General features: G+C 65.6%; 15 protein-coding genes and 1 pseudogene. 15 read left to right on the plus strand and 1 reads right to left on the minus strand.

Features of this window, described 5'->3' with window-relative positions; all coding sequences use genetic code 11:
- The first annotated feature begins 197 nt into the window (after nt 1–197).
- From BBJ41_RS35225 to BBJ41_RS35285, 13 genes and pseudogenes are all read left to right on the plus strand, one after another.
- Nucleotides 198–773 (plus strand): helix-turn-helix domain-containing protein, encoded by a 576-nt coding sequence (locus BBJ41_RS35225; protein ID WP_069750929.1) that lies wholly within the window; start codon nt 198–200, stop codon nt 771–773.
- Nucleotides 774–1,123: 350 nt separating this feature from the next.
- Nucleotides 1,124–3,915, plus strand: a pseudogene (locus BBJ41_RS35230) (TonB-dependent receptor domain-containing protein).
- Nucleotides 3,916–4,029: 114 nt separating this feature from the next.
- Nucleotides 4,030–5,916: an extracellular solute-binding protein gene (locus BBJ41_RS35235; protein WP_083282169.1), complete on the plus strand. Its 1,887-nt coding sequence runs from the start codon at nt 4,030–4,032 to the stop codon at nt 5,914–5,916.
- Nucleotides 5,917–5,930: 14 nt separating this feature from the next.
- Nucleotides 5,931–6,983: a microcin C ABC transporter permease YejB gene (locus tag BBJ41_RS35240; protein ID WP_069751464.1), complete on the plus strand. Its 1,053-nt coding sequence runs from the start codon at nt 5,931–5,933 to the stop codon at nt 6,981–6,983.
- On the plus strand, nt 6,937–8,046 hold the full coding sequence (locus tag BBJ41_RS35245) for an ABC transporter permease (protein WP_069750930.1): 1,110 nt from the start codon (nt 6,937–6,939) through the stop codon (nt 8,044–8,046). The genes BBJ41_RS35240 and BBJ41_RS35245 overlap by 47 nt, the downstream gene beginning before the upstream one ends.
- Nucleotides 8,043–9,686: an ABC transporter ATP-binding protein gene (locus BBJ41_RS35250; RefSeq protein WP_069750931.1), complete on the plus strand. Its 1,644-nt coding sequence runs from the start codon at nt 8,043–8,045 to the stop codon at nt 9,684–9,686. Before BBJ41_RS35245 ends, BBJ41_RS35250 begins: the two co-directional genes overlap by 4 nt.
- Nucleotides 9,679–11,130 (plus strand): TldD/PmbA family protein, encoded by a 1,452-nt coding sequence (locus BBJ41_RS35255; RefSeq protein ID WP_069750932.1) that lies wholly within the window; start codon nt 9,679–9,681, stop codon nt 11,128–11,130. Before BBJ41_RS35250 ends, BBJ41_RS35255 begins: the two co-directional genes overlap by 8 nt.
- On the plus strand, nt 11,130–12,491 hold the full coding sequence (locus BBJ41_RS35260) for a metallopeptidase TldD-related protein (RefSeq protein WP_069750933.1): 1,362 nt from the start codon (nt 11,130–11,132) through the stop codon (nt 12,489–12,491). Before BBJ41_RS35255 ends, BBJ41_RS35260 begins: the two co-directional genes overlap by 1 nt.
- A 446-nt stretch (nt 12,492–12,937) precedes the next feature.
- Complete coding sequence (locus BBJ41_RS35265; RefSeq protein ID WP_069750934.1) at nt 12,938–13,450, plus strand: GlcG/HbpS family heme-binding protein; 513 nt, start codon at nt 12,938–12,940, stop codon at nt 13,448–13,450.
- 381 nt (nt 13,451–13,831) lie between these two features.
- Nucleotides 13,832–14,545, plus strand: a complete 714-nt coding sequence (locus BBJ41_RS35270; RefSeq protein ID WP_069750935.1) for a sugar dehydrogenase complex small subunit — start codon at nt 13,832–13,834, stop codon at nt 14,543–14,545.
- A 5-nt stretch (nt 14,546–14,550) separates the two neighbouring features.
- Complete coding sequence (locus BBJ41_RS35275; protein ID WP_069750936.1) at nt 14,551–16,203, plus strand: GMC family oxidoreductase; 1,653 nt, start codon at nt 14,551–14,553, stop codon at nt 16,201–16,203.
- A 4-nt stretch (nt 16,204–16,207) separates the two neighbouring features.
- Complete coding sequence (locus BBJ41_RS35280; RefSeq protein WP_069750937.1) at nt 16,208–17,716, plus strand: cytochrome c; 1,509 nt, start codon at nt 16,208–16,210, stop codon at nt 17,714–17,716.
- A 249-nt stretch (nt 17,717–17,965) separates the two neighbouring features.
- The gene (locus BBJ41_RS35285) at nt 17,966–19,270 is read left to right on the plus strand and encodes a replication-associated recombination protein A (RefSeq protein WP_069751465.1); all 1,305 of its coding nucleotides are present in this window, start codon (nt 17,966–17,968) and stop codon (nt 19,268–19,270) included.
- 311 nt (nt 19,271–19,581) lie between these two features.
- Here the strand turns inward: BBJ41_RS35285 and BBJ41_RS35290 are convergent, their stop codons facing one another.
- On the minus strand, nt 19,582–20,154 hold the full coding sequence (locus BBJ41_RS35290; protein WP_069750938.1) for a TetR/AcrR family transcriptional regulator: 573 nt from the start codon (nt 20,152–20,154) through the stop codon (nt 19,582–19,584).
- 59 nt (nt 20,155–20,213) lie between these two features.
- On the opposite strand from BBJ41_RS35290, the gene BBJ41_RS35295 reads away from it, so the two are divergent.
- On the plus strand, nt 20,214–21,512 hold the full coding sequence (locus tag BBJ41_RS35295) for an MFS transporter (RefSeq protein WP_197680920.1): 1,299 nt from the start codon (nt 20,214–20,216) through the stop codon (nt 21,510–21,512).
- A 64-nt stretch (nt 21,513–21,576) separates the two neighbouring features.
- Nucleotides 21,577–23,094, plus strand: a complete 1,518-nt coding sequence (locus BBJ41_RS35300) for an amidase family protein (protein WP_069750940.1) — start codon at nt 21,577–21,579, stop codon at nt 23,092–23,094.
- The last annotated feature ends 117 nt before the right edge of the window (nt 23,095–23,211 follow it).

Raw genomic sequence — 23,211 nt, forward strand, 5'->3', positions numbered from 1 at the left:
CGAGAAACGGGATTTCATATTGATCTGTAGTGCGAACAGGTGGAGGCGATGTGAAAAACGGGAAAGCCGTAACATCGAACGTTCACCGCGCGACCACGGTTTCCGCCGGTACGCAGTCGTGCTGAAAGCGCGCTGCGATCGCGTTGACCGGAGGGCGCTTTCATCAAACAGTTTCGACTACGGGTTCGTGTCTCACTATGGTTTCGCCTTCCGATGAATCGATGCTTGTTGCCACCTCGATGGGAAACAGGATTCGCCTGCTGCGCCGGCAGCTCAAGCTCACGCTGGACGTGACCGCCGCCGCGGCCGGCATTTCCAAGCCGTTTCTGTCGCAGATCGAACGCGGACGCGCGATGCCGTCGATCGTGACGCTCGTCGGAATCGCGAAGGCGCTGGGCGTCACGATCGACCGCTTCGTCGGCGCACCGCCCGACACGCCACCGGCGTGCCAGTGCGACTCGCTGCAGCACTTCGGCATCGAGTCGCTCGCGAACGCGTTTGCGCAGCTTTCGCACCTGGCGAGCGGAACAAGGCTGGATGCGCGGTTGTTCCGGATTCCGGGCGGCCAGGCCGCGCCGGAAGGGGCGTCTTACGCGGGTGAGGCGTTTCTTTACGTGATGAACGGCGAGCTCGAGCTGACGCTGGACGACCGCACCGTTGTGCTGAAAGCGGGCGATACCGCGCATTACGAGTCGACCCCGGCCCAGGTCTGGAGCAACGCCGCGAACGAAGAAGCGGTGATCGTCTGGGTCGGCGCGCCGACTGGAACCTGAGAGAAAACAAAAGCGCATCCGTTTGACCGGGCGCTTACATAAGCATTACTGATCGTTGATCGAAGGAACGTGCGAGGCGCCCGGTCGGGATAGCTACGCAGGGGCGGAAAGACGAGAACAAGTACTCGCACGGTCTTTCCGCACGCCGTTCCGGTTGGCAACGCCGAACGACGGGGCCGGCAGCGCGGGGCACGGGTGCCGTGCAGGTCGCGTTGCCGGCGGGTTCGAGGCAGTGCAGGTGGCAGGTCGGCAATAACGGGGACCGGTATGCAGACGCCCGGAAGCGGGCGGGGATTCACGAGATCCCGGGCAAAACCGGCGGGTTCTTATTGATGAACGAGTGGGGCAAGATGAAGCAGAGAGCTTTGGCGTTGGCTATCAAGAGGATGATCTGGGCGGAAATGGCGTTGACGGCGACGCTGGCGGCGCCGGCATTCGCGCAGAGTCAGCCGTCGCCCGGGGGGCAGCGGTTGCGACGGCAGTCGCGCAGGATGCGCCAGCGGCGGCCGGGCAGTCGGGCCCGGACGCCGCGACGGGCGCCGGTGCGCCGACCGGTGGCGCACCGGCGCAGGGCAAGAGCAAGGTCGCGCAGATCAAGCGCTTCGAGGTGACGGGTTCGCTGATCCGCAGCGCGGACAAGGTCGGTTTCAACCAGGTCCAGACCGTCACGGCCAAGGACATCGAGAACAGCGGCTACACGACGGTATCGGATTTCCTGCGCGGTGTGTCGGCCAACTCGTCGAGCAGCTGGGGCGAAGGCTCGGGCGCACAGGGCAGCTTCGCGCCAGGCGGAGCGGGCATCGCATTGCGCGGCCTCAGCGAAAAGTACACGCTGGTGCTGGTGGACGGGCAGCGCGTGGCGCCCTACGCGTTCGCGGTCAACGGTACCGACCAGTTCTTCGACCTGAACACGCTGCCGATCAACATCATCGACCGCATCGAGATCGTCAAGACCGGCGCCGTGTCGCAGTATGGCTCGGACGCAATCGCGGGCGTCGTGAACATCATCACGAAGAAGAACTTCCAGGGGCTCGAGCTTGGCGGCAGCTACGGCGGCGCGACGCAGGGCGGCGGCGGCGCGGGCACGACCCAGTTCAGCATCCTGGGCGGCATCGGCGACCTGAACTCGGATCGCTTCAACGTGACCGCGGCGCTCAGCTACTACAAGTCGAACGGGATTCTGGCGTCCGATCGCGACATGTCGCAGAACCAGAACTTCTCGAATTTCCCCGGTGGCCTGAACAACGAATCGCTGTCGTACTGGCGGCGCAACGGCAGCAACATTCCGCTCGGCCCATGCCCGAACGGCGGCCGGGCGGTTCCGTCGAATTCGACCTCGCAGGCATTCGGCGCGGGCGGTACCGTGTGCGGCAACAACACCGCGTACGCGTCGTCGATCTCGCCGTGGGCCGAGCGCCTGAGCGCGAAGGTCCACGCCGACTTCAAGATCAACGACGCGATGCAGGCGTTCGCCGATCTGTGGGAAAGCAACAATACGACGGTCACGAACACCGGCGTCGGTCGCCTGGGCGCCAACACGCAGACGTACGATCCGTCGACGGGCGGCGTCAGATTGATTTCGAACGTCATGCCGGGCAGCAACCCGTACAACCCGTTCGGCGCACCGACGCAGCTGCGCTATGCGTTCTCGGACGCGCAGTCTGTCCACACGAGCGCGAATTTCTGGCGCGCGGCGACCGGCGTGAAGGGCACGTTCTCGACCCCGAAGGTCGGCGATTGGGACTGGTCGGCCGCGTATTCACACTCGCAGAGCGAGGTGTCGAACAACTTCTCGAACCGGATCAACGCATCGGTGCTCGGCAACCTGATCCAGAACGGCGGGTTCGACTTCGCGAACCCGTCGGCCACGCCGAACGGGCTGAGCGGGCTGTACGGCAACACGGAGACGCAGGCGATCACGAAGCTCGACTCGATCGACGCAACGATCGCGACGCCGAACCTTTTCACGTTGCCGACCGGCAACGTCGGCCTGGGACTCGGGGCGCAGTTCCTGCACGAAACCCAGTACATCGGCACCGGCCTCGGCTGGGCCAACGGTACGTTCATCACGCCGGCGATGCAATCGGTCAACGGTCAGCGCAACGTCGCGGCGATCTATTATCAGATCGACGTTCCGATCCTGAAAAACCTCACCTTCAGCCAGTCGGGGCGCTACGACCACTACAGCGACTTCGGTGGCGCGTTCTCGCCGCGCTTTGCGCTGCGCTTTCAGCCCGTCCGTGAATTCACGACGTACGCATCGTATACGCGCGGCTTCCGCGCGCCTACTCTGATCGAGAACACATCGTCGCGTACCTTCTCGTCGCAGGGCGTGATCGACCGGCACGACCCGAACAACCCGGGCGCATACGGTCTGACGGAAGAAATCCAGGCGGGCAACCAGAACCTGCAACCCGAGCGCACGAAGAATTACAACATCGGCTTCCAGCTGTCGCCGACGCGCACGACCGACATCGGCTTCGACTGGTACAAGATCCACGTCGACAACGTGATCGGTACCGACGACGTGCAGGGCGTGGTCGACGCGAACGATCCGTCCCGCGTGGTGCGCAACCCGAACGGATCGATCGCGTACGTGGTGATGCCGTACAAGAACCTGTCGCATCTCGATACGGACGGCTTCGAGACGACGTTCCGCCAGTCGATGAAGACGGCGATCGGCACGTTCACGCTGTCGGGCGACTGGGCGTACGTATGGCACTTCAAGATGCCGGTGGGCGGTGTCGATACCGACTTCGCGGGCAACAACGGTTCGGTAAACCAACCGTTCGGCGGCAGCTTTCCGCGCTGGAAGGGCAATACGGACCTGAACTGGAACTACCGGAAGTGGAACACGACGCTGACGTGGATCTACGTGGGCCCGTACAGCCAGGCGATCCTGCCGGCCGGGAACTACCCGAACATGCAGGACAGCGTCGCGTCGTACAGCCAGTTCAACATGACCGTCAGCTATACCGGGTTCAAGCACTGGACGCTGTATGCGGGAATCAACAACATTTTCAACCGCAAGCCGCCGTTCGATCCCGTGTACATGAATGCGGCCTACCAGACTGGTTACGACACGTCGCTGTACACGTATGTCGGCCGCTTTGCGCAGGCCGGCGCGACCTACCGGTTCTGACGGCTTGAACCCGCGCATGCGGCCGGCTGTCGCAACGGCCGGTCGCATGCCTTCCCGCATTTCGAATCGACATTGCATCGGCCGCGCGCCGGTGCGACCACACGAAAACCGATGATGACAGTGTTGATGTTGCATGCGCGGCGCGCGCGGGAGACCGTGGCCCGGGGCGCGCGTGGTGCGTGCGCGGCCATGCTCGTGTACTGCGCCGCGACCGCGTGCGCCGCAGCCGCGCCGGCGATCGCGCAGTTCGGCCAGCCGAAGTATCCCGCGGGATTCACGCATTTCGCGTACGCGGCCCCCGACGCGCCGGACGACGGCACGCTCGATTTCCAGAACTACAGCGAGGCGCAGAGCTACGATTCGCTGAATCCGTTCCTCGTGAGAGGCTCCCCCGCGCCGGACATCCTGCATTTGATGTTCGACACACTGATGCAGCGCAGCTGGGACGAGCTCGCGACCGAGTACGCGTTGATCGCCGATGACGTGCAGGTTGCGCCCGACGGGATGTCGGCCACGTTCCACATCGATCCGGCCGCACGTTTTTCGAACGGCGACCCGATCACGCCGGCCGACGTCAAATACTCGTTCGACACGCTGTCGGGCGCGCAGGCGTCGCCGCTCTTTAACGCGCAGTTCGCGGTGATCCGGCGCGCGGTTGTCGTGGATGCACAGTCGGTTCGCTTCGACTTCCGGCGCCCGGCGCGCGACGCCGCGCTGATCGCGGGCGACCTGCCGGTGTTCTCGCCGAAGTGGGGCATGCGGGCCGACGGCACGCGGCCGCCGTTCGATCAGATCGCGACCGCACCGCCGATCGCGAGCGGCCCGTACCTGATCGAGCAGCGCAAGAACGACAAGCAGATCGTCTACGTGCGCAACCCGCGCTACTGGGCGGCGAACCTGCCGTCGCGGCGCGGGATGTACCGCTTCGCGCGCGTGTCGTTCAAGCTGTATCTCGACCAGTACACGATGCTCGAGGCGTTCAAGGCCGGCGACATCGATGCACGGGTGGAGTACAGCGCGACGCAATGGGCACGCCGCTACGTCGGCCGTAATTTCCGCAACGGGATGCTGAAGCAGGGCGAATTCCCGGATGGACCCGCGCAGATGCAGGGCTTTTTGATCAACCTGCGCAAACCGCAGTTCGCCGACGTGCGCGTGCGTCATGCGTTGACGCTCGCGTTCGACTACGACTGGATGAACCGGATGATGTTCTACGGGCAGTACCGCCGCACGGACAGCTTCTGGGCGGCGAGCCCGTTCGGTGCGAAGGGCATGCCTGGCGAGCGCGAGCTGGCGTTGCTCGCGCCGTATCGCACGGAGCTGCCGCCCGAGGTGTTCGGCCCGATGGTCCGACAGCCGTCGACGCTGCCGCCCGGCTCGCTGCGCGAGAACCTGAAGCAGGCGCGCGACCTGCTCGCGCAGGCCGGCTGGCACTTCCGGGACGGCGCGCTGCGTGATGCGGACGGCACGCCGATGACGATCGAGATCATCGACGACCAGCCGGGCATGGACCGGCTGATCCTGCCGTACATCCAGGCGCTCGGCACGCTGGGCATCCGCGCATCGCTGCACGAGCTCGACAGCGCGCTGTACCAGCGGCGCCTGGACAACTTCCAGTACGACATGACGTCCTTCATCTATCCGCCCGTCACGATTCCGGGCGTGGAGCTCGCACGCCGCTTCGGCAGCGCGGCGGCGCTCGAAGTCGGAGCCGAAAACTATCCAGGCGTGCGCTCGAAGGCAGTCGATGCGCTGATTCGTGCGGCCTTCGCGGCCACGACGCTGGACGATCTCGAAACGGCGATGCATGCGCTCGATCGCGTGCTGATCAACCTGTACATCCTCGTGCCGCACTACTACCTGCCGAACGCGCGGATCGCGTACAAGGCGACTTACGGGCATCCGGCGGTCGTCCCGGATTCCTACTCGTATGAGGACTGGATCATTAGCTACTGGTACCGGAAGAAGCCCGCGGGCGACGCGCTGGTTTCCGGCACATGACGGGGAGCGCAACGATGATTGCCTACATATTCCGGCGGCTGCTGATGATGATCCCGACGCTGATCGGCGTCGTGACGATCACGTTCGCCGTCACGCAATTCGTGCCGGGCGGCCCGGTCGAGCAGGTCCTCACGCAACTGCGCCACGGCAGCGCGCACGGCGGCGAGGCGGGCGGCGGCGGGGGCGGCTATCACGGCAGCCAGGGGATCGATCCGCAGCAGATCGAGCAGATCCGCAAGCAGTTCGGCTTCGACAAGCCGCCTCTCACACGCTACTGGATGATGCTGAAAGGGTACGCGCGCTTCGATCTCGGCCAGTCGTACTTCGTGCATGCGCGGGTGTGGGACGTGATCCGCGCGAAGCTGCCGGTGTCGATCACGCTCGGGATGTGGACGGTGTTCCTCACGTACCTGGTTTCCGTGCCGCTCGGCATCGCGAAGGCGGTACGCAATGGGTCGCACTTCGATACCGCGACGAGCGTGCTCGTACTTGCGGGCTACGCGATCCCGGGCTTCGTGCTCGGCGTGCTGTTGCTGATGCTGTTCGGCGGCGGCACGTTCTGGCAGCTGTTCCCGATGCGCGGCCTCACGTCCGACGACTTCGACAGGATGACGCTCGCCGGCAAGGCGCTCGACTACCTGTGGCACATCGTGCTCCCCGTTACGGCTGCGGTGATCGGCAACTTCGCGATCGTCACGATCCTGACGAAGAACACGTTCCTCGACGAAATCGGCCGGCAGTACGTGCTGACCGCGCGCGCGAAGGGCGTACCCGAGCGCGACGTGCTGTGGAAGCACGTGCTGCGCAATGCCGCGATTCCGCTGCTGACCGGGCTGCCCGCCGCGTTCGTCGGTGCGTTCCTGAATGGCAACCTGCTGATCGAGACACTGTTCTCGCTCGACGGCATGGGGCAGCTCTCTTACGACTCGGTGATCCGCCGCGACTATCCGGTCGTGCTCGGCTCGCTGTTCCTGTTCACGCTCATCGGTCTTCTGACCAAACTCATCGCTGACGTCTGCTATGTCCTCGTCGACCCCCGCATCCAATTCAACCGTCTGGACCGCTGAGCGCGCCCGCGCCGGCCAATTGACGTCGCCGTGGCGGCGCACGTGGCGGCGGTTTCGCGCGCAGCCGCTCGGCTACTGGAGCTTCGTGATCTTCGTCGCGTTGTTCGCGATCAGCCTGTTCGCCGACGTGCTGTCGAACGACCGGCCGCTCGTGCTGCGCTACGACGGGCACTACGCGTTCCCGATCGTGAAGGATTATCCGGAAACGCGTTTCGGCGGCGATTTCCCCGCGAAGACGAATTATCTCGACCCGGCCATTCGCGCGAATCTCGACGCGCACGGCAATTTCGCGATCTTCCCGCCGAACCGCTACCGCTACGACACGATCGACTATTTCGCGTCGCGTCCGTATCCGGCGCCGCCATCGGCCAGCAACTGGCTAGGCACCGATCAGTTCGGCCGCGACGTGCTCGCGCGACTGCTCTACGGCTTTCGGCTGTCCGTGCTGATGGCATTCGCGCTGACCGCATCGGGAATGCTGATCGGCGTGCTGGCGGGCGCCGTGCAGGGCTTCTACGGCGGGCGCATCGACCTGATCGGCCAGCGGCTGATCGAGATCTGGAGTGCGCTGCCCGACCTGTACCTGTTGATCATTTTCGCGTCGATCTTCGAGCCTTCGCTGGGGCTGCTGTTCGTGCTGCTGTCGATGTTCGGCTGGCTTCTGCTGTCCGACTACGTGCGAGCCGAATTCCTGCGCAACCGCGGGCTCGACTACGTGAAGGCCGCGCGCACGATGGGCCTGTCGAACCTGCAGATCATGTGGCGGCACGTGCTGCCGAACAGCCTGACGCCGGTGATCACGTTCCTGCCGTTCCGGATGAGCGCGGCGATCCTGTCGCTGACGAGCCTCGACTTTCTCGGGCTCGGCGTGCCGCCGCCGACGCCGAGCCTCGGCGAGCTGTTGAAGCAGGGCAAGAACAATCTCGATGCGTGGTGGATCTCTCTGTCGGCGTTCGCGGCGCTGGTCGTCACGCTGCTGCTGCTGACCTTCATCGGCGATGCGCTGCGCAACGCGCTCGATGCGCGCACGAGCGGGTCTGCATTCGGCGGAGGCCCGCGATGACGACACCGTTGCTGGAAATCGACGGCTTTTCCGCGCGGTTCGGCGACCGGACCGTCGTGCGCGAACTGAGCCTGTCGGTCGCGCGCGGCGAGCGGGTCGCGCTTGTCGGCGAATCGGGCTCCGGCAAGAGCGTGACGGCGCTGTCGATCCTGCGGCTGGTGCGGCAGGCGAGTCTGTCGGGGCGCATTCTGTTCGACGGCCAGGATCTGCTGTCGAAGAGCGAGCAGCAGATGCGCGGGATTCGCGGCGCGGACATCGCGATGGTGTTCCAGGAGCCGATGACGGCGCTCAATCCGTTGTATACGATCGGTCGACAGATCGCGGAGAGCCTGCGGCTGCACGAAGGGCTGCGGCCCGGTGCGGCGCGAGCGCGCGGCATCGAGCTATTGCACCGCACCGGGATTCCGGAGCCCGAGCGCCGCATCGACAGCTTTCCGCACCAGTTGTCAGGCGGGCAGCGACAGCGCGCGATGATCGCTATGGCGCTCGCGTGCCGGCCGCGCCTGCTGCTCGCCGACGAGCCGACCACGGCGCTCGACGTGACCGTGCGCCAGCAGATCGTCGACCTGCTGCTCGACCTGCAGGCGCAGGAGGCGGGCGGGCGCGGCATGGCCGTGCTGCTGATCACGCACGACCTGAACCTCGTGCGCCGCTTTGCGCAGCGCGTCGCCGTGATGGAGCATGGTGTGCTCGTCGAGGCCAACGAAACCGGCGCGCTGTTCGACACGCCGCAGCACCCCTATACGCGGCGCCTGCTTGACAGTGCGCCGCGTCGTGCGATCGAACCCGTCGCGACCGACGCGCGGACGATCCTCGACGTGCGTGCGCTCGCGGTCGACTACCGGACCACCCCGAAAGGCTGGCGCGCGATGTTCGGGCAGACCGCGTTCCGCGCGGTGCACGACGTACAACTGCGCTTGCGCCGCGGCGAAACCATCGGTATCGTCGGCGAGTCGGGCTCGGGCAAGTCGACGCTCGCGGCTGCGGTGCTGGGCTTGCAGCAGCCGGCGGCCGGCGAGATCGGGATCGACGGGATGCCGCTTGCGGCGTTGCGCGCGAGAGCGGGGCGCCGCGCGTTGTACGGGCGGCTGCAGGTCGTATTTCAGGACCCGTTCGGTTCGCTGTCGCCGCGCATGACCATCGAGCAGATCGTCGGCGAAGGGCTCGCGCTGCATCGGCCGGAATTGGCGGGTGCCGCGCGGCGCGCGCGGGTCGCGGCGCTGCTGGAAGAAGTCGGGCTGCCGGCCGACGCGATGCCACGCTACCCGCATGAATTCTCCGGCGGGCAGCGGCAGCGCATCGCGATCGCGCGCGCGCTGGCCGTGGAGCCCGAGCTTCTCGTGCTCGACGAGCCGACCAGCGCCCTCGACGTATCGATTCAGAAGCAGGTGCTGGCGTTGCTGACGAGCCTGCAGGCCCGGTATCGGCTCAGCTACCTGTTCATCACGCACGATCTGGCCGTGATGCGCGCGATGGCGCATCGCGTGATCGTGATGAAAGCGGGGCGCGTGGTCGAGGAGGGCGAGACGCTCGACGTGCTGCACGCACCGTCCCATCCGTATACGCAGGCACTGCTCGCGTCGTCGATGCTGACGCCGGAGCGCGGCTCGCAGCAAAGGCAAGAGGGAACCGATGATTGACGAGAACCGGGCGCCGGGCGCCCGAGCCATGCAGGTCGCGCAGGCGCTGCGCAGCGGCGCCGATTTCTGGTCGCTGCGCATCGTCGACGAGACGATCGACGAACATGCGGTGCGCAACGACATCGCGCAACCGTTTTCTCGCGCGCGCGAGCGCGGTGCGATGCTGACGGCCTGGGTTGGCGCGGGTGCGGGCTATGCGGCCACGCCCGACCTGTCCCTGGCCGGGCTGCAGGCTGCGCTCGACATCGCAACCGCCCGAGCGCGAGCGAGCGCGCCGTGGGCGCTGGTCGATCATCGCCAGGCCGAGCGTCCGCAGGCGAGCGGCACGTATGCGTCGCCGCATGTCGATGCGGCGCTGCCGTCGCGCGGCGAATGGATCGCGCGTCTCGCACACGAATGCGCGGCGGCGAACCTCGGCGCGCGTATCGTCGAGCGCGTGGCGAGCGTGATGATCGTGCACATCGAGCAGGGTTACGTGACGAGCGACGGGGTGCGGATCGACCAGCGGTTCCGCTTCCTGATGCCCGAACTGCGCGCCGTCGCCCACGGCGACGGCGACACGCAGATGCGCTCGCTCGGCCAATCGGGCACGCTGGCGCAAGGTGGCATCGACGTGCTGGCGCGCTACGGGTTCGACGGTGCCGGCGCGCGCGTCGCCGACGAGGCGCTGCAGTTGCTCGCCGCGCCGAACTGCCCGACCGGCCGACGCGACTTGCTGCTGATGCCGGACCAGATGATGCTGCAGATCCACGAATCGATCGGCCATCCGCTCGAACTCGACCGGATTCTCGGCGACGAACGAAACTTCGCCGGATCGAGCTTCGTCGTGCCGGAGATGGTCGGCAGCTATCAGTACGGCTCGCCGCTGCTGAACGTCACGTTCGATCCCGAACCGGCCGCCGAGGCCGCGTCATACGCGTTCGACGACGATGGCACGCCGGCGCGCAAGCAGTACCTGATTCGCAACGGCGTGCTCGAACGGCTGCTCGGCGGGGCGCTGTCGCAGCAGCGCGCGAGCTTGCCGGGTGTCGCCAACTCGCGCGCGTCCAGCTGGAATCGCGCGCCGATCGACCGGATGGCGAACCTGAACGTCGAGCCCGGCGACCAGTCGCTCGATGCGCTGATCGCGGGTACCGAACACGGAATCCTGATGCGTACCAACACGTCCTGGTCGATCGACGACCACCGCAACAAATTCCAGTTCGGCTGCGAATTCGGCCAACTGATCGAGAACGGCCGGCTCACGCAGGTCGTCAAGCGCCCGAACTACCGCGGCATCTCCGCACAGTTCTGGCGCAGCCTGCGCGCGGTAGGCGATGCGAGCACGTTCGGCATCTACGGCACGCCTTACTGCGGGAAGGGCGAACCTGCGCAGATCATCCGCGTTGGCCATGCAGCGCCGGCTTGCGTGTTCGCTGGCGTCGACGTATTCGGAGGAATGTGATGACGGGATTCGATCCGATGGTGCGCCGCGCCGGAATCGACTGGCGCGAGCATTTCACCCGGCTCGCCGACGACGCGCAACGTCTGACGGCGTCGGCGGAAACCGTATTGCTCGGCTTCTCCGGCGAAACGTCCGACTTCATCCGCTTCAATGGCGGCAGGATTCGCCAGACCGGGCGTGTCACGCAGGGGCGGCTGTCCGTGCGGCTCATCGACGGGGCGCGGCAGGCGCACTCGTCGCTGACCATCTGCGGCGATCCGGCGGCCGACCTGCCCGAACTGGCGGCCGCGTTGGCCGTGCTGCGTGACGGCCTGCGCGATGCGCCGGACGACCCGCATCTGCTGTTCGATACCTCGTCATGGGTACAGGAAACGCGCCGCACCGGGCGCCTGCCGGATGCGGACGGGCTCGCGCAGGTCGTGGCCGAATGCGCGCGCGGGCTCGACTTCGTCGGCTTTTACGCGGGTGGCACGCAGGCGCGAGGTTTCGCGTCGTCGACCGGCAGCCGCGGCTGGTACGAGGTCGAGAATTTCGACTTCAGCTGGTCGCTGTACGATCCGAGCGGCCGTGCGATCAAGACCGTCTATGCGGGCGACGACTGGAGCGATGCGGCGTTCGCGGCCAGGGTGGACGCGGCCGCCGCGCGTTTGCCCGTGCTCGGCCGCACGCCGAAGGCGCTTTCTCCCGGGCGCTACCGGACTTATTTCGCACCGGACGCCGTCAACGAGATGACGGCCCTGCTCGGCTGGAGCGGCTTTTCCGCGCGCGCGCTGGCGAGTGCCCGCAGCCCGCTGCATCGCCTGTACGCCGGCGAGGTGGCGCTCGATCCACGCGTGTCGATCACCGAGGATTTTTCGCTGGGCATCGCGCCGGCGTTCAATACGGACGGCTACCGACGCGACAGCGTGCCCCTCGTCGTCGAAGGGCGTGGCGCGGGGCAGCTCGTGTGCGCACGCACTTCACGCGAGCATGGGCGCGCCCCGAACGGCTCGGACGATGGAGAGTCGCCGCAATCGCTGACGATGACGGGTGGCACGCTCGCCGATGCCGACGTGCTCGCCGCGCTCGACACGGGGCTTTACGTCGGTAACCTCTGGTACCTGAACTTCTCGGACCCGATCGCATGCCGGATGACGGGGATGACGCGGTTCGCGACGTTCTGGGTCGAAAGCGGGCGAATCGTCGCGCCGGTCGACGCAATGCGGTTCGACGACAGCGTCTACCGGCTGTTTGGCTCGGAACTCGAGCAGCTCGGCGCGACACCGGCGTTGCTCGTGAACGACAGCACGTACGGCGAGCGGGCCACCGGCGGCGCGAAGCTGCCGGGGCTGCTCGCGCGCTCGTTCGAACTCACGCTGTAGCCCGTTCGCCGGCACACGCCGATCCATCTGGAAGCGGGACATTCCGGCATGATGTTGTCGTCGAGACCACGAGGTCATGCCGTGAATGACGAGCGCGGTAAAGCACTTCACTCGGGAGATAGTCCGGATAACTACCGGTTTGAGTGTATTTCGTCAGCGAATGAGGGTGCCTGACGTGGTTCTTCCCCGCGTGGCACCGATCATCCAATTTCCAGTTCTGGAAAAGATGCGTTGATCTCGTCGGGGGAGCACTCTCGTCCGCTGACCACTCGCGGCCTGAATTTCGCGCCCTCGGTCCCGCTTCGCTGCAAATCGGCCGCGAATGCAATATATTCCGCGGTGATCGTGGCGCGCGGCAATCGAGTCCCTTCATCGTGGAAACGTATCGCCTTCACCACTACCGACCGACACCTGAAATAAATCAGGCTCAACCATATCAGCGACTTATGTTCTCGAAGACATTCCGGACCCTCGGCGTGGTTGCCGCAATTTTCGCGCTCCATGCGCAAGCACAATCCACCGAACCGACGACGGTTCCCGAACAACTCCCGTATGACATCCCCTACGGTCCGCCCATCAAGCTGGCGCAGGCACGCACCATCATTTCGGCAGCCGAAGCAGAGGCGCGACGTCGAAACTGGAAATATGCTGTTGCCGTCGTCGATAGCGGCGGGAATCTGGTTTCGTGCGACAAAATGGACGGCACACAACTCGCATCTGTTGAAATCGCGGAAGCAAAGGCGCGAGCGTCGGTGCGTTTTCGAAGACAGACCCGGGATATGCAGAACGCAATCAACCACGGGGCGACCGGCAACCTCAGCATTCCAGGCATTCTTGCCGGAGAAGGGGGTATCCCGATCGTGATCGACGGGCAGCTGATCGGCGCCATCGGGACCAGCGGCGGTGCGGGTGTGCAGGATAGCGTCATCGCGGCCGCGGGCGCTGCGGCAATCAGGTGAGTCGCAGCGTCATTCGCCCTCGATCGCCATGCAGTGTCGCTGCCGGTTATCGTGACAGGCATGGTGTCGATTCCGCGAGAATTCTTTCAAATAAATAATAGAAATCTGACGTTTTTATTTCGATCGGTTTTTCGCTTGCTCGATGCCGATGACGGTCCGATGGATTCGGCGTTCGAACTCATCGCGAAAATACGCGAATCGGTCGATCTCGATACACTGCTGCCTTCTCGATGAAAATTCAAGCGAGTACTGGACGCACAAATGGAACCGGTTCCATAATCCGATACCCGTGCCATGTTCAGCTTGAAAGAACAAATCCGATTTACACGACGTATGCAATACTTTGCTCAACCGGCAACGGTCGTTTGACGGTGCGTCTGGATGGGCGGAGCAGTGCCGTGGAGGGGGCAGGTCGGCTGTTGCGGCCCGAAGCGACTCCCGTCGCGGAACATTCGGAAGAATGAAAGCATGCGAGCAACCTCTCGCGAAAAAGACGAAAACCACATGCCCTCACACGATCATGAAAGGCGCGTCACTGCGCGCGCCGGCGTTACCCGGAGAGCGGCCCTGAAGGTCATGGCGGCGGCGCTGACGCAAGTCGGGCTGTTCACCTCTGCGCCCGAATATGCATTCGCGCAGCAGCCGTCGCTCGACGGCAAGACCTTTCTTGCGCTATCGCAAGCGCTGACCGGCCACGCGAATCTCGACCCGGCGACGGCTTTGCGCCTCGTCGACGCATTCCATCGCACGGACGCCGGTTTTGCCGCGCGTGCGGCCGCGCTGGCGCAACGCGTCCGCGCCGGCCAGACTCCCGCGCAACTGCTGGCCGATGCCGACGGCGCCGGTCTGCACGACACGGCGCTCGCGATCGTCGCTGCGTGGTACACGGGCACCGTCGGGCATGGCCAGAAGGCCGTGATGGTCACGTATGCCGAGGCGCTGATGTACGACACCGTCCACGACGGCATGAGCGCGCCGACCTATTGTTCGAACGGACCGCTGTGGTGGACCGCCGAACCGCCGCCGGCCGATGTCGCGCCGCCCCGTAAAACGGTTGCGTCAGCAACCAACCCGCACCTGCAAAAGCGCGTCTGATTCCCATGAGAACTCCCGTATTTGAATCCAGCGGCGACGTGTCTGCCGACGTCGTGATCGTGGGGTCCGGCGTAGTTGGCGGCCTGATCGCCGACCAGTTGGTCAGCCAGGGCCATTCGGTGCTGATCCTCGAATCCGGCCTGCGCATCGAGCGCGGGCAGGCGGTCGAGAACTGGCGCAACATGCCGTTCGACAATCGCGTCGGCTCGGACTTCCAGGGGCTCTATCCGCAGGCGCCGAATGCGCCGGCCCCGCTGTATTTCCCGAAGAACAACTACGTCGGCCTGAGCGGTCGTGACGGGCAGAGCTTCCAGCAGGGCTATCTGCGCACCGTCGGCGGCACGACGTGGCACTGGGCTGCTTCGAGCTGGCGGCATCTGCCGGTTGATTTCCGGATGAAGTCGACGTATGGCGTCGGCCGCGACTGGCCGATCTCCTATGACGATCTCGAGCCGTACTACTGCCGTGCAGAAGAGGAAATGGGTGTCGCCGGGCCGAGCGATCCGACCATGCAGTCGCCGTCGCAGCGCAGCCGCCCGTATCCGATGGACATGGTGCCGTGGGGGCATGGTGACCGGCGCTTTGCCGAAATCGTCAATGCGCACGGTTATCGGTCGATCCCGATTCCGCAGGCGCGCAGCACGCGGCCATGGCATGGTCGTCCGACCTGTTGCGGCAACAACAACTGCCAGCCGATCTGCCCGATCGGTGCGATGTACAACGGCATCCATCATATCGAGCGCGCGGAACGCAAGGGCGCGAAGGTGCTCGCCGAATCGGTCGTCTACAAGATCGACACCGATGCGAACAACCGCGTGACGGCCGTGCACTGGTACGACGCGTCGCACAAGTCGCACAAGGCGAGCGGCAAGATGTTCGTGCTCGCGTGCAACGGCATCGAGACGCCGCGCCTGTTGCTGCTCGCCGCGAACGAGCGCAATCCGCACGGCATCGCGAACGGCTCGGACCAGGTCGGCCGCAACATGATGGATCACTCGGGTTTCCACTGCACGTTCCTTGCGAACGAGCCGATGTGGCTCGGCCGCGGCCCCGCACAGAGCAGTTGCATCGTCGGCCCGCGCGACGGCGATTTCCGCGGGCAGTATTCGGCGAACAAGATGATCCTGAACAATATCTCGCGTGTCGGGCCGGCCACGCAGCAGGCGCTGAAGCTCGGCCTGGTCGGTCAGGCGCTCGACGAGGAAATCCGGCGCCGCGCGATATACGGCGTCGACCTGTCGATCAGCCTCGAACCGCTGCCGGATCCGAACAACCGCCTGACGCTCAGCAAGACGCGCGTCGACCCGCTCGGCCTCGCATGCCCGGACATCCACTACGACGTGGGTGACTACGTGCGGGACGGCTACGCCGCCGCATGCAAGCAACTCACGCACATCGGTCGCCTGTTCGATGCAGTCGAGTTCAACATCACGACGACGCTGAACGCGAACAATCACATCATGGGCGGCACCATCATGGGCTCCGATCCGAAGAATTCGGTCGTCGACGGAGACTGCCGCACGCACGATCACGCGAACCTGTGGCTGCCGGGCGGCGGCGCGATGCCGTCGGCATCCGTCGTCAACACGACGCTGTCGATGGCGGCGCTCGGCCTGAAGGCCGCGGATTCGATTTCCGCAAGCCTCACGAAGGGTTGATTCGATGAAACACACGATTCAACGACAACTTCGGCTGCTGCGCAGCGCTGGCTATCGCACGGCCGTCGCACTCGGACTGTTCGGCATCGTTTGCGGGTCACCCGCGTTTGCGCAGGAGGCCGCGGCCGGTACGACATCGGCCGACGCCGCGCTGATCGACAAGGGCCGTCAGATCGCGGTCGCGGCGGACTGCATGGCATGCCATACGGCGCTCGACGGCGGCAAGCCGTTCGCGGGCGGGTACGGCATTGCGTCGCCGATGGGGCAGATCTATTCGAGCAACATCACACCGTCGAAAACAGCCGGCATCGGCAATTACACGGAGGCGCAGTTCGCGCGCGCGCTGCGCGAAGGCGTGCGCGCGGACGGCGCACACCTGTATCCTGCGATGCCGTATACGTCCTACAGCGGCCTCAGCGACGACGACGTGCACGCACTTTACGGCTACTTCATGCATGCCGTGAAGCCGGTCGACGAACCCGCGCCGGTCACGAACCTGCCGTTCCCGTTCGGCATGCGCGTGGCGATGGCGGGCTGGAACATGCTGTTCCTGTCGAACAAGCGCTTCGAACCCGATCCGGCTCACGACGCGCAGTGGAACCGCGGCGCCTACCTGACCAACGTGCTCGCGCACTGCAGCGCGTGCCACACGCCGCGCAACGCGCTGATGGCCGAAGACTTCGGCCGTAACCTGGGCGGTGCGCAGCTCGGTGCGTGGTATGCGCCGAACATCACGTCGGACCCGGTGAGCGGAATCGGCGCGTGGACCGACGACGAGCTGGTGTCGTACCTGAAGACTGGCCGCGCACCCGGCAAGAACCAGGCGGCCGGTCCGATGGCGGAAGCCGTGCAGAACAGCCTGCAGTATCTGTCGGACGCGGACCTGCAATCGATCGTCACGTATCTGCGCAGCACGAAGCCGATCCGCGACGCGCGCGAATCCGTACCGGCATTCGAGCATGGCCGCGCGGTCAGCAGCGAAGGGACGCTGCGCGGCACGTCCGCGCTGAATGCGAACGGCACGCTGTCGACGGGTGCGGCGCTGTTCAGCGGCTATTGCGCGAGCTGTCACCGGGTCGACGGCAAGGGCAGCCCGAGCCAGGCCTATCCGTCGCTGTCGAACAATACCGCCACGGGCTCGCGCAATCCGTCGAACCTGATTGCGGCGATCCTGTATGGCGTCGATCGCGAGGCGGGTGGCCAGCATGTGCTGATGCCTTCTTTCGGCGAGGATTCCTACGTCCAGCCGCTGAAGGATGATCAGATCGCCGCGATCGCGAACTACGTGCTCGCGCAGTACGGTAATGCCGACGTGACCGTGACGCAGGAAGACGTTGCCGTCGCGCGCAACGGCGGCCCGGTTCCGCTGCTCGTGCGGGCGCGTCCGTTGATGCTGGCGGCGCCGGTCGTTGTCGTGCTGCTGATCCTCTTCGGCATCATGTTCCGGCGACACCGGGCAAGTCGCGCTGTCCGCACCGGCATCTCGCCTGACAACGCGGCTGGTCGCAGGTGACGATCGGAGCGTCGGAGATTGATTCGACATCCTGCCCGATTTGCCTGAAAGTGTTTGAAGCCCGCCGGATTGTCGTTGACGGCGAATCGCATGCCTGGCGCGAAAGCTGGGCCGAGAACAGTATCGATCGCGGCCAGGCGATGATGACGGACGGGCACGGGCTATCCAACCCGCCTGGGTTCCCGCTGTCATACTTTCCTCATCCGGCGGCAGCGGTTGCTGCCGGAGCACGACAGCGCATCGAGGATCATGTCCGACCTGTTTCACACTGACCCGCGCCGGCCGCTCGCCGAGGCGCTGCGGCCGACGACGCTTGCCGACGTGATCGGTCAGTCACACCTGCTCGGCGAGGGTAAGCCGCTATGGCGTGCGTTCGAATCGGGCAAACCTCACTCGATGATCCTGTGGGGGCCGCCAGGTGTGGGCAAGACCACGCTTGCGCGGCTCACCGCGCAGGCGTTCGATTGCGAGTTCATCGCGCTGTCCGCGGTACTGGGCAGCATGAAGGACATCCGCGCCGCGATGGCGCGTGCGCAGGATGCACTCGAGCGCAACGGCCGCCGTACGATCCTCTTCGTCGACGAGATCCATCGCTTCAACAAGGGCCAACAGGAAGCGCTACTGCCATTCGTCAAATCAGGGCTCATGACGTTGATCGGCGCGACTACGGAGAACCCGAGCTTCGAAGTGAGCCGGGCCTTGCTGTCGCACGCGCAGGTCCACGTACTGACACCGTTGACCGACGATGAATTGCGTCGCCTGTTCGAGCGTGCGCGCGGCACCGTACCTGGCGAGCTGGCGTTCGACGGCCAGGCGGTCGACACGCTGATCAGCTACGCGGACGGCGACGCGCGACGCCTGCTGAACCTGCTCGAGCAAGCCTGGTCGGCTGCGACGGCGGCAGGTGTGACTACGATCGACGCGGCTTTTGTCACCGGGGCATTGACGGTCGGCGCCCGGCGATTCGACAAGGGCGGCGAGAACTTCTACGACCAGATTTCAGCGTTGCACAAATCGGTGCGTGGCTCGAATCCGGACGCGGCGCTCTATTGGCTGTGCCGGATGCTGGACGGTGGCTGCGATCGCAAATACCTCGCGCGTCGGATCGTCGCGATCGCATGGGACGACATCGGGCTTGCCGATCCTCGCGGGCCCAGGATGGCGAACGCCGCGGTCGAAGCCTGCGAACGGCTTGGTGCGCCGGACGGCGACCTGGCGCTCGCGCAGGCGGTGCTTTACCTCGCGTGCGCGGCGAAGAGCAACGCCGGCGGCATGGCGTTCATGCAGGCGAGGGCGTTTGTTCGGCAAGACCTACCGCGCGACGTGCCGCAGCATTTGCGGGACGCGCCGGCGCAGGTGCTGCGCGCGCTCGGCCACACGTATCGCGATCCGCATGATGAACCGCATGGGTACGCGGCGGGAGAAACCTATTTGCCGGACGGAATGTACGAGCCGCATTGGTACCAGCCAGTGCCGCGTGGGGTCGAGGCGAGGATCGCCGAACGGCTTGCCTGGTTAGGCACGCTCGACCGGGGCGCAGGCAGGCGGGACTGACGCGGAGCTGCAATTAGTCAAGCGGTGTCCGGATGATTGCGTGTGAACGATGCGTTCGATTCGCGGTGTGGGTATCTGGGCGGCAGGGCGCGCACCGTGTTTCGGGACAGGCCCGTGCGCCGCGCAATCTCGCACGGCGGGACCTTCTCGCGGAAATACATCCGCCTGATCCTGGCCTGCATGCCCATCGTGATCGCCCCTGTATCCGCTGCTCAACGATTGAGCCGGGCATTCAATCACGTGGGTCGAAATTCAATGAAAACCACGAGCCCGGACGAGTCCATTACGGGTGCACGTCAACACTTGCCCCCTCACGCCTCGATCTCGACAACCCGCGCCAGCACCCGATCCAGCAACCCCTGCGCAAACGCGTACGCCGGCGTCTCAGTCGCGAACAGGATCCGGTAGACCAGCGGCGCGATGAGATAGTCCATCAAGGTCTGGCAAGTCGGTGGGGTTTCCCCGCGCGCCAGCGCCTGTTCGCGCATGAGGTCAAGCTGTTCCTCGATACAGTGCGCGCATTGCCCCGCATTGAGCGGATCGGTGCTGTTCAGCACATCACGAAGCAGCGTCCGGCCGACCTCGGACGACATCTCCTCGAGATACTGGGCCAGCCAGTTCTCCATGTCCTGTCGAAACGAGCCGGTGTCCGGCGGAAGACTGTCGGGCAGGAGATTCTCGATCGCCACGTCGGAAAGCAACTGCGGCAGGTCGCCCCAGCGCCGATAGATGGTCGACGGCGTCACGCCGGCGCGCGCCGCGATGGCCGGCACGGTCAGGCCGTCCCGGCCGTTTTCCTGCTGGAGGCCGCGGACTGCGCGATGCACGGCCTCCTGTACGCGCGCGCTGCGACCACCTGGCCGCAATCCCTTTCTCGTCGTCATGGTCGATTCAATTCCTTCATGCAACACATCGAACAACGAACGCCACTAAAGCAAAATATTTGCATTTGCGCGCGGCCGTCGTTATATTAAAGCACATTCTTTGCGTTAGTGGATCGGCCGACCTCATGTCGAATGTCACCCAAACCGAAGCACCCGCCGGCGCGGCGCCTGCTGCGACCGCATCCGCGCTGACGACCCACACGATCACGCTGGTGGGTTATCTCGCCGCGTCGAGCGTGCCGACGCCGCTTTATCGGCTCTATCAGGCGCAATGGCATTTCTCGCCGATGCTGCTGACGCTGATCTTCGGCGTGTATGCGCTGTCGCTGCTGTCCGCGCTGATCGTGGCGGGGGCGCTTTCCGATTATATCGGCCGGCGCCCGGTGATCAGCGCGGCGCTCGTTCTCGAAATGGGCGCGATGGGGCTGTTTCTGGCGGCGGTCGGCCCAGGCTGGCTCATCGCGGCGCGCGTGCTGCAAGGCGTGGCGACCGGGCTCGCGGCCGCGTCCGTGGGGGCGGCCCTCATCGATCTCGACAGGGAGCGGGGCGCGCTGATCAACGGGTTGGCGCCGATGGGCGGCATGTCGCTCGGGGCGCTCGGCTCGACCGCGCTGGCGCAGTTGGCGCCCGCGCCGCTACATCTCGTATTCGTTCTGCTGCTGGCGCTCTTCGCTTTCCAGCTGTTCCAGACGTGGCGCACGCCGGAAACGTCGGGCGGCCGGCCCGGCGCGCTGAAGTCGTTGCGGCCGAGCATTTCGGTGCCACCGGGCGCCAGGGCCGAGCTGCTGGCGATCACGCCGATCAACGTCGCAGTGTGGGCGCTCGGTGGTTTCTATCTGTCGTTGATGCCGTCGCTGATCGGCAAGGTGACCGGCGCGGCATCGGTCTGGCTCGGCGGGTTGAGCGTCGCGGCGCTGACGTTGAGCGGTGGCGTGGCCATCCTGGTCGTGCGCCTGCGCAAACCGCTCCCGGTGCTGATCGTCGGTGCGGTGGCGCTGCTCATCGGCATTCCCGCGATCCTCGCAGGCGCGGATCTGGGCGTGACGGCGATCCTGCTCGTCGGCTCGGTGATCGCCGGGATCGGATTCGGGTCAGGATTTCTCGGCGCGGTGCGCAGCGTGATGCCGCTCGCGCAACCGCACGAACGAGCGGGGCTGATGGCGGCCTTCTATGTCGAAAGCTATCTCGCGAACAGCCTGCCGGCGATTCTCGCGGGCTACATGACGCCGCGGTTCGGATTGCTGAAGGTCGCCAATTTCTATGGTGGCGCATTGATTCTGCTGGTGCTGACGGGATTGGCGTTCACGATCGCACGACATCGGAGCGATCGCGGTGTGGCCGGGTCGGCCGCGCATTGAGCTGGCACGGGATCCCGGCGTCGAGCCGGAACCGGGTTTCTGAACAGTCGAGGGGAGGAAGGTGATGGATACGCTCAGCGCACGGGGCTTCACGACGGCTGCTGCCGCTCGTTCGACGGCAGAAGTCGCATCGTTTCAGGCAGCGCCGGCCGTTTCGCCGCGTGATGCAGCGTTACTCGGCCTCGGGGCGGCCGAGGCCGTCGCCGCGATGCAGCGTGGCGATTTCACCGCGGAGCGGTACGCGACGACGCTCCTCGAGCAGGTGGACCGCTGGAGCGCCCTCAATGCGTTCCGCACGCTGGATCGCGATGCGGTGCTGCAGGCGGCCCGCTCGGCGGACGCACATCGCAGCCGGGGCGGCGTGCTCGGCCGGCTCCACGGCCTGCCGATTCCGGTGAAGGACAGCGTCAACACGCGTACGCTTCCGACGTCGAACGGCACGTTGTCGCTGACGGGCTTCAGGCCATCTGCGGACGCCGGTGTGATCGGCCTGCTTGACGAGGAAGGGGCGATCGTCATGGGCAAGACCAATCTGCACGAACTGTCGTTCGGCTGGACCAGCAACAACGAAACCTTCGGCGCGGTTCGCAATCCATACGATTTCGCGCGCAGCCCCGGCGGCAGCAGCGGCGGTTCGGCAGCCGCGGTGTCCGCCGGGATGGCGCCGCTCGCCGTGGCCGAGGACACCTGGGGGTCGATTCGTCTGCCGGCGTCTTTTTGCGGGCTCGCGGGCTTTCGTCCGAGCTGCGGACGCTACCCGGACGACGGCATCATGCCGTTGAGCAGGCGCTTCGATCAGGTCGGCCCGCTTGCCCGCCGCGTCGACGATCTTGTGCTGTTCGACCAGATTGCCGCGCGCGACGCGCGGCCGATCGAGCCGCGCGCCACGAACGGGATTCGCATCGCGATGCCGGCGGCGTTTTGGGCGGACCTCGATCCCGAAGTCGAACGGGTCGCGCGACGTGCGTTGGGGCGCCTGCGCGAAGCGGGCATATCGGTCGTGGAAATCGCCGCGTCGCTGAACGATGTGGCGCGTGCGCCCGGCGTCGTCGGGACGATCGTGGCTTACGAGTTGCGAAGCAGTGTCGCGGATTTTCTCCGACGGCACGAAACAGGCGTCTCGTTCGACGATCTGTATGCGGCGCTCGCATCGAATACGAAGAATCTGATGGATTCGATGATCCTGCCGCCGCGCGCGCCTTCGCGCGAAGCGTATGAGGCGGCGTTGCGCGAACGGAGCACGATCGCGTCGATCGTTGCTGCTCGCATGCGGATGCACCGCGTGCACGCGCTGGCATTTCCGGTTGCCACGGTGCGTGCGCCATGGATCGGTGAGGAAACCGAAGTGACGATCGACGGCGGGCGCACGGTCGACGCATTCGATGCGCTGGGCCGCAACGTCGCGCTCGGCAGTTGCGTCGGCATGGCAAGCATCGTGCTACCTGCGGGACTTGCGGGCGACGGCATGCCGGTCGGGATCGAGTTCGCCGGATTGCCGGGCGGCGACCGGGACATGCTCGCGCTCGGACTCGCGCTGGAACGGATTCTCGGCGGCGCCGAGCCGCCGGTGGCCCGGAGTTGACCGAAGGGGCGGCGCGGCGACAGGCGATTCGTTACTGCTGCGCATCGTGACTCATGAACCAACCATTCCTGAATTGAATAGCGAGGAGAATGCATCCACACGATGAGCATTGACTCC

The organism is Burkholderia stabilis, assembly GCF_001742165.1.
GTDB lineage: Bacteria > Pseudomonadota > Gammaproteobacteria > Burkholderiales > Burkholderiaceae > Burkholderia > Burkholderia stabilis.